This is a genomic window from Pedobacter sp. UBA5917, assembly GCF_002432345.1.
Taxonomy (GTDB): Bacteria; Bacteroidota; Bacteroidia; order Sphingobacteriales; family Sphingobacteriaceae; genus Pedobacter.
In genome coordinates this window covers 1-7825 of the sequence record NZ_DJDT01000252.1, presented here as the reverse complement: position 1 = coordinate 7825, position 7825 = coordinate 1, and the positions used below count along the sequence as shown (strand labels likewise).

Below are 7825 nucleotides of genomic sequence, written 5' to 3'. Positions count from 1 at the left end.
CACCCTACACCCTACACCCTACGCCCTACGCCCTAATTGTACGCCTAATCTCACATCTCAGGTCTAAAATACCAAATCTCGCTCCACCAACTCCGCGTGTCGTTCAAAAAGCGTATTTTTGCAACAAATGGGAACACAGGTAGATTCAGGTATAAAAGGATATAAAAATTACGGCACTTATCTGCGCGAAAAATATAAAGGGCAGCGTGTATTCAAGGTAATTGTTGATGGCGGTTTTACATGCCCCAACCGCGATGGGAGCAAGGGTTATGGTGGCTGCACCTATTGCAATGTAGATTCGTTTACGCCCGAGCCTTCGCGTAAAAACCCGAATATCAAAGATCAGCTCGAAGAAGGTATGTTAAGGGCCAAAAACTCTTACCGTGCCGATAAGTATATTGTATATTTTCAGCCCAACACCAATACTTACGCGCCTACGCATTATTTAAAGATGATGTATGATGAGGCCTTATCCATCAATACCGAAGATATTGTGGGGTTTGCGGTAGGTACCCGTCCTGATTGTATCGATGCAGAAAAAGTCGCTTTGTTAGAAAGTTATACTGACCGTTTTGATGTGGATCTTGAAATGGGAATGGAATCGATTTACGATGAAACGCTTGATCAGATCAACAGGGGCTGTAGCCATGGTGAGTTTGTAGCTGCGGTCGAACTTTTGAAAGATAGCAAACTCGATCTTTGTGTACACACCATATTTGGCTTTCCTTGGGAAACCAGCGAGCAGATGCGCGGCTATATCCACGAAATTAACCGTTTTCCGCAGATCAAATTTGTAAAGTTCCATCATTTACATGTGGTAGAAGGGTCGATAATGGGGGCGAAATACAAAAAAGAACCATTTAAGCTGTTTTCTTTAGAAGAGTATACCGATCTGTTGTGCGAACTGATCCCATTGTTACGTCCGGATATTGTAATACAACGGCTTTTTGGAATTTCAGACTGGGACTTATTAATTGCACCTAACTGGGGGCTTAATAAATCGGCAATTCAGACTTATATGGATAAAGAAATCGAAAGAAGAGGGGTTGTTCAGGGCTCTGAGTATTTTATGTGAAAAAGTTGATATTTTATATAATTTTTTTAAAAACCAGTGAATTTTCACTGGTTTTTCTGTTTTTGTATATTTTTTGAGTTGATTTTTTATAAATTTTATATAAAAACTGTTAAAAGTGTTAAAATTATGTGTTTTGTTTTTATTAAAAACTCATATTAAAAACACGTGTTTTTTTTGTTATTTTTAATTTTGTGGTTGAATTTTGCTTTGTTTTATAAAAATCACTGTTTTTTGTTAAAATATTTCAATTTTATGATGTAAAAATTACAATATGTCGTATTTTTATAAAAATAAATAACCAAAAATCATATTATTTAAATAATACTAACAAATTAAACTAAAAACTATGAGTAAATTCTCCTTTAAACAGTTTGCGCCTTTCGCGATTTTGATGATCGTCGCGATTTTCGCTCTATTTATTCCACTACTTCCAAATTTCGACGAAGGAAAATACAGCGGTCCGGATATTGCTTTTATTTTAATAGCTGCTGCTCTTGTATTTTTAATGACACCAGGTCTTGCATTTTTTTATGGAGGCATGGTTCACCGTAAAAATATATTATCTACAATGATTAAAAGTGTTGTAGCAGCAGGGGTAATCACCGTTTTATGGACAGTTGTTGGTTTTAGTTTAGCTTTTGGTGATACCATTGGCGGATTTATCGGAAATCCATCAACATTTTTGTTCTTTAAAGGGGTAAACTCCGGTGCACCACATTTACAGGGAGGAGCTGATCTAACTATTCCACTTTCTTTATTTGCGGTTTTCCAGTTAATGTTTGCCATTATCACCCCGGGTTTAGTGGTTGGTGCGGTTGCAGAACGTATCCGTTTTACCTCTTACATTTTATTTATCGTTTTATTCGCAATCTTCGTTTATTCGCCGTTGGCACACTGGACCTGGCATCCACAAGGTTTCCTGTTAAAAATGGGTGTGTTGGATTTTGCTGGTGGTACCGTAGTTCACATTTCTGCAGGTATGGCCGCTTTAGCTGGTGCATTGGTTTTAAAACGCAGAAAATCCCACTTGGAGCATAAAGAAGTTCCACCTGCTAATATTCCTTACGTATTAATCGGTACAGGTTTATTATGGTTCGGTTGGTTCGGTTTTAACGCAGGTTCTGCATTAAGTGCTGGTAGCTTAGCTGTTTCAGCATTCCTTACTACCAATACCGCTGCTGGTGCTGCTGGTTTATCATGGATGTTCTTTGATGTGGCCAGGGGTAAAAAACCTTCGGTACTGGGTTTCTGTATCGGTGCCGTAGTTGGTTTGGTTGCCATTACGCCGGGTGCAGGTTTTGTAAGCATTTCATCAAGTATATTTATCGGCGCCATTGCTGCGGTTATTTCTAACCTGGTAGTTTCATGGAAACAAAAAACCAGCTTAGATGATACTTTAGATGTTTTCCCTTGTCACGGTGTTGGCGGTATTGTTGGTATGCTATTAACCGGGGTATTCGCTACAAAAACAGTTAATGCAGCTGGCGCCGATGGATTGTTCTATGGTAATCCGGCATTCTTTATTACCCAGTTAAAAGGTGCGGTAATCGTAATTGCCTTTAGCTTTGTAGTATCTTTCGTGATTTTCAAATTTGTAAACTTAATCAATCCGATCAGGGTTTCTGAAGAAGAGGAAGAAATCGGTCTTGATGCATCTCAACACGATGAGAAATACTCTCAGGGTACTTTATTAGTAGAAGAGAGAGCCATCTATATCGAAAGAAACAGTCCATTAACAGAATCAATTTCTTAAGGATTTTTATCATATCTAAACTCAAATTCAAGCTCAAACATGAAGAAACTTTTAACAGCTATTTTCGCAATGGCCAGCACTACGTGTGCCCTGGCGCAAGAAACCACCACATCACCACTTGAAATTTCAGGGTCGGTTGATACCTACTTTAAGTATGATTTTGCTAAAAAAGGAAACAATATTACCACCTCCTTCGCCAGCGATCATAATTCAGTATCGTTGGGTATGATTGATATTGCTTTGAAGAAAAAAACAGGCAAGGCATCATTTGTAGGGGAGTTGTCTTTTGGTCCAAGGGGTCAATCGCAATCCATTCCTGATGCTGCTGCCGGCGGATCGTCATTCCATATCCAGAACCTCTATGTGAATTACGATTTTACTGATCAGTTTTCGATGACTGCAGGTTACATGGGTACATTTATAGGTTATGAAGTAATTTCGCCAGTTGGAAATTTCAACTACTCTACTTCGTACTTATTTACAAATGGTCCGTTCCAGAATGCTGGTATCAAGGCTACATATAAATTCTCAGATAAAGTGAGTTTAATGGCAGGTGTTTTCAATGATTGGAATGCTTATAGTGCAACGCGCGGTGTATCAGCAGTGGGCGGACAGTTAATGGTAGCCCCGGTTGAAGGCTGGACTGCTTATCTTAATGTATTATCTGGCGCTGGTGCCGGTGGTTATGGAACCATCGAAGATTTAACAACATCTTATCAGATTACAAAAGAATTTAAGCTAGGTTTAAATGCTGCAAATTACGATATTGACAACGATGGAGGTGGTTATGCAGGTGCTGCACTTTATCCCCAGTATGCTGTTACCGATGCAATAACGCTAGGTTTAAGAGGTGAGTACTTTAAGTATAAAAATGTAGGTCCGGTGCAGGGTGTAAAATATACTGCTGTAACCTTTACTGCAAACATTAAATCAGGTGGTTTAACCTTTATTCCAGAGGTTAGATTAGATCATAGCGGTGATAAACCATTCTTTAAAGAAAGTGGCGCTGCAGCACCAAATGCAGGTCAGTTCTCTTTGGCCGCGGTTTACGCTTTTTAAGTAAATAAAAATGATTAATATTAGCCGTCCCGGTGTAAAATCGGGACGGCTTTTTTGTACCTTTAAAATATCCGGTTAGCCTATTAATCCATTCTGATGAAATACATAATTATTATTCTTCTGCTCGCATTTTCCATCGATCTTTCTGCACAACAGAAACAGTTTTCTAAAGATGATAACGGTAAATTTATTTACTATATGGTGGTCGATTCTCAATCGTTTAGTAAAGATACGTTATTGCAAAGGGCCAGATCTTTCGTTAATGTGGCTTATAAAAAATCAATGGCACAGGAAAGTGTTACCGACTCGTCTGTTCTGGCGAAAGGAACCATGGTGATCGATAAAACAATTCTGGTTGCCGGGCATCCGAGCGGAGAGGTGAGTTATAATTTTGTATTTGAGGCCCGTAATGGAAAATACCGTTTTTGGCTAACTGATCTGTTGTTTATTCCCTATCAGCGCGACCGTTATGGAAATTTCGTGGCAACTACCAAAGTAGGTGTACCTTTAGAGCGTACGCCGGGTAAGCTTAGTGCAGGTGCATGGAAAGACATTGTAAACAGTGCCTACAATAAAATAGAGAAGTTTGGAGAGGATTTTAAAAAATATTTAGCAACCAACAGGGTAGAAAAAGCTAAAAAGAAAGCCGAAACCATTTCTACCAAACAGTGGTAAAAATAAAGATTAAAACTTGCCAAATAACGTTTCAACCTTTTGATGGCGGAATTTAAAAATCCCGTTGATTTTATTTTTTACCATCAATGCATTCACAATAAAGCCAATTGGTCCCCAGCCGATGCCGTAGTGTAATGTATCGTGCATCAGCACACCGCCATCTATTTTTTTAAAATGGTGCTGATGGTGCCAGAAAGCAAATGGACCAAAACGTTGTTCATCAATAAAGTATTCTTTATCCTTAACATGGGTAATTTCGGTTACCCAATTTAGTTTGATGCCAAATAGCGGAGCCACCTTATAAGTAATAATAAGGCCTGGATACATTTTGGTATGATCCATATCCGGCGAAGTTACTTCAAAAGTCATGTCGTTCGGAGTAATTTCTTCCAGATTTAATGGCGAAGAGAAAAAATCCCATGCCTGATCTAAATCAACAGGGAGTTTTTGGCTAAATTCTAATCGATATGTTTCCAAGCTCTTGTTTTTTAAAACAACAGCAAATATGGGGTTTTGTTCCGTGTTAAGCGCAAAGAAAAATCGTCATCTCGACTTCGCTAGCACTGATGGACTCCAAATTAAGTATCGTCATCTCGACTGAAACGCAGTGGAACGCCCGCCTGCATCGGGCAGGGAGAGATCTATCTCGAGACAGATTTAGCTTTGCTGAGCAGTTCGTGGTTCTCGACTTCGTTACACATCTATAGTCCTCGTTTGTAACGAGGATTATTGGGAAGTGCGTTTTTAATGCACATAAAGAAAATGCATAAAGCGATAAAATCGCTCTTCTCATACGTCCTCGTTAAAAACGAGGACGATGCGTTATCTCTAGCTCCATAATAATTCCATCATCCCTTTTCCATCCCACATCATCCATCCTAATGCACCATCTTATCTGCGCAGGTAGAACTGGCAAATGCTTCCGGTTTTGCTTTAAAAATGAAACCCATGCTTAAAATGTAACCCATGGCATCATTCAGTGCTTTGTTTGATTTAAATGATGGATTGGTATTAATGTCTGCATGTACTTCGAGCGCTACATCATAAATATCGAGTAAATCGCAGATGGAGTAGGCCGTTTCTATGGATTTCTGTACTTCCATCAACATTCTTTCCTTAATACTTACCTGTTGTGTACTTTTTTCCTGATGGATGTACATAAAACCACCATGGTGCTCTCTTAACAATACAATTACGGTTGCAAAATCGGTTGTTGCGCCTTTAACCTGCGAGTCGGTACCGATGCAAACTTTAAGTTTAAAACCGTTTTCACTCTCTCTGATAATCGCTTTTTCTACTTCTTCGAGGATTGAAGACTGAATAACTTCGCCACTAAATTTTTTCCACGTCATACATGTGTTTTTTTTGAGGTTAACAAATGGTAATCAGGTTTTTATAAAAATAAGCGCTAAAAATTAAATACGTGTTAAGTGCAGATTGTTTATTTGCTAACAAAAAGTTAGTTATCAACAAGTTAGTGATAATAGTTTGGATCGATCTGTAATTTATTGAAACAAATCATTTTTTGACCCGTTAAATATTAGTAGATTCATTAAAAAATTTTGATTATGAAAGCAGAATTGATTCAGGAACTTCAGTTATTGCAAAATAGCAGGGCCAATAAATTTGCAGATGAACTGACCGACAGGATTTTATCTTCAGTTGATGCCGTTAATGAGAAAGTGTTATCTTCTATGTCTAAACGTGGTAACATGCTGATGTTGTTAGATAGAACCTTAAATTTTTCTACCCTGCGTAAACTCAGGAACAGGTTTTTTAAGCCCTAGCTTATCGGCTGGTTTTTGCCCTAAAGAGAAATGATTACCTTTATGGCGGAATGATAGAAAATGCTTTAAAAAAATTAAATATTTCTGCACTTAACGAAATGCAGGAAGCTTCTTTGCAGGCAGCTAAAACCGGTAAAGATGTGATATTGATTGCGCCAACGGGTTCGGGTAAAACGTTGGCCTTTTTATTGCCTTTACTTTCCAACTTAAAAGCAGGAGTTAAAGGCGTTCAGGCTTTGATTTTGGTACCTTCGAGAGAATTGGCACTACAGATTGAGCAGGTTTTTAAGCAGATGGGAACCCCGTTTAAGGTAAACTGCTGTTATGGCGGACATGCCGTAAGGATCGAAAAAAATAACCTGGCCCATCCGCCTGCAGTTTTAATCGGTACACCGGGCAGGATAGCTTATCATCTGGATAACCAGAACTTTGACGAATCTTTTATCGAAACATTGGTTTTGGATGAGTTTGATAAGTCGCTGGAGTTCGGTTTCGAAAATGATATGTCGTACATTATCAGTTCGCTGCTTTCTTTAAAACAACGCATGCTTACCTCTGCCACCAAAATGGAAGAGATTCCTGGTTTTGTGAAAATCAATAATCCGGCAGAAGTCGATTTTTCAAAGAATATCGAAGCCAAGCCAGATTTGAAGCTAAAGAAAATAACAGCTCCGGCCGATGAAAAACTTGATTATCTTTTCAGGTTATTAAGTAAAATCGGAAGTAAAAACACTTTGGTTTTCTGTAACCATCGCGAAACTGTAGATCGGATTAGCGATCTGCTTTTCGAAAATGGTTTGGGTCACGATGTTTTTCATGGTGGGATGGAGCAGTCTGACCGTGAAAAAGCTTTGCTGAAATTTAGGAATGGAAGTCACAGGATTTTGATCACAACCGATCTTGCCGCCCGTGGTCTCGATATTCCTGAGGTTGAACATATTGTGCATTACCAGTTGCCCTACACGCAGGATGCCTATATCCACCGGAACGGCCGTACCGCACGGATGCATGCAAAAGGAACAGCTTATGCCATTTTAACCACCGAAGAAAATTATAAATACCTGCCTGATGATATTGAAGAGGAAGTTTTATCAGAAAACTATAAATTGCCCGAAGCAAGCGATTGGGTAACCTTATACCTGGCCCACGGCAAGAAAGATAAAATTAACAAGATCGATATTGTTGGTTTGTTTTTGCAAAAAGGTAATTTAGCAAAAGAAGATCTCGGATTGATCGAAGTAAAAGATACCACGAGTTATGTGGCTGTTAAAAGAAACAAAGTAGAGAAGTTATTAAAGGCTTTAAGCGGGGAAAAAATAAAAGGGAAAAAACTTAAATTGGAAATAGCAAGTTGAGATGGTTTATTGGGTTAATCGGTTAACTGTTTACCCTTCGACTACGCTCAGGGGGTTAACTGTGCAGGCAGGCTAATTGTTTAATTGCAGTATTGTTAAATTGTTAATTGCAAACTGCCAA

Annotated in this window: 8 protein-coding genes; 6 read left to right on the top strand and 2 right to left on the bottom strand. The window is 38.7% G+C overall.

Annotated features, from left to right (window positions below; all coding sequences use genetic code 11):
- Positions 1-127: 127 nt before the first annotated feature.
- The 4 genes from B2V92_RS16965 (at position 128) to B2V92_RS16950 (ending at position 4562) form a co-directional block, all read left to right on the top strand.
- The gene (locus B2V92_RS16965; protein WP_293310318.1) at positions 128-1075 is read left to right on the top strand and encodes a TIGR01212 family radical SAM protein; all 948 of its coding nucleotides are present in this window, start codon (positions 128-130) and stop codon (positions 1073-1075) included.
- Positions 1076-1421: 346 nt separating this feature from the next.
- Positions 1422-2828 (top strand): ammonium transporter, encoded by a 1407-nt coding sequence (locus B2V92_RS16960; protein ID WP_293310316.1) that lies wholly within the window; start codon positions 1422-1424, stop codon positions 2826-2828.
- A gap of 39 nt (positions 2829-2867) precedes the next feature.
- Positions 2868-3887, top strand: coding sequence for a porin (locus tag B2V92_RS16955; protein ID WP_293310314.1), 1020 nt, complete (start codon positions 2868-2870; stop codon positions 3885-3887).
- A 96-nt stretch (positions 3888-3983) separates the two neighbouring features.
- Positions 3984-4562: a DUF4468 domain-containing protein gene (locus B2V92_RS16950; RefSeq protein ID WP_293310312.1), complete on the top strand. Its 579-nt coding sequence runs from the start codon at positions 3984-3986 to the stop codon at positions 4560-4562.
- Between the two features lie 9 nt (positions 4563-4571).
- On the opposite strand, the gene B2V92_RS16945 is transcribed toward B2V92_RS16950, so the two are convergent.
- A complete protein-coding gene (locus tag B2V92_RS16945) occupies positions 4572-5039 on the bottom strand; it encodes an SRPBCC family protein (protein WP_293310310.1) in 468 nt (155 codons plus the stop codon).
- 401 nt (positions 5040-5440) lie between these two features.
- Positions 5441-5914: a ribonuclease H-like YkuK family protein gene (locus B2V92_RS16940; protein ID WP_293310308.1), complete on the bottom strand. Its 474-nt coding sequence runs from the start codon at positions 5912-5914 to the stop codon at positions 5441-5443.
- 216 nt (positions 5915-6130) lie between these two features.
- Here B2V92_RS16940 and B2V92_RS16935 point away from each other — a divergent pair, with 216 nt between their 5' ends.
- A complete protein-coding gene (locus B2V92_RS16935) occupies positions 6131-6349 on the top strand; it encodes a hypothetical protein (RefSeq protein ID WP_293310306.1) in 219 nt (72 codons plus the stop codon).
- Positions 6350-6399: 50 nt separating this feature from the next.
- The gene (locus tag B2V92_RS16930) at positions 6400-7704 is read left to right on the top strand and encodes a DEAD/DEAH box helicase (protein ID WP_293310304.1); all 1305 of its coding nucleotides are present in this window, start codon (positions 6400-6402) and stop codon (positions 7702-7704) included.
- The last annotated feature ends 121 nt before the right edge of the window (positions 7705-7825 follow it).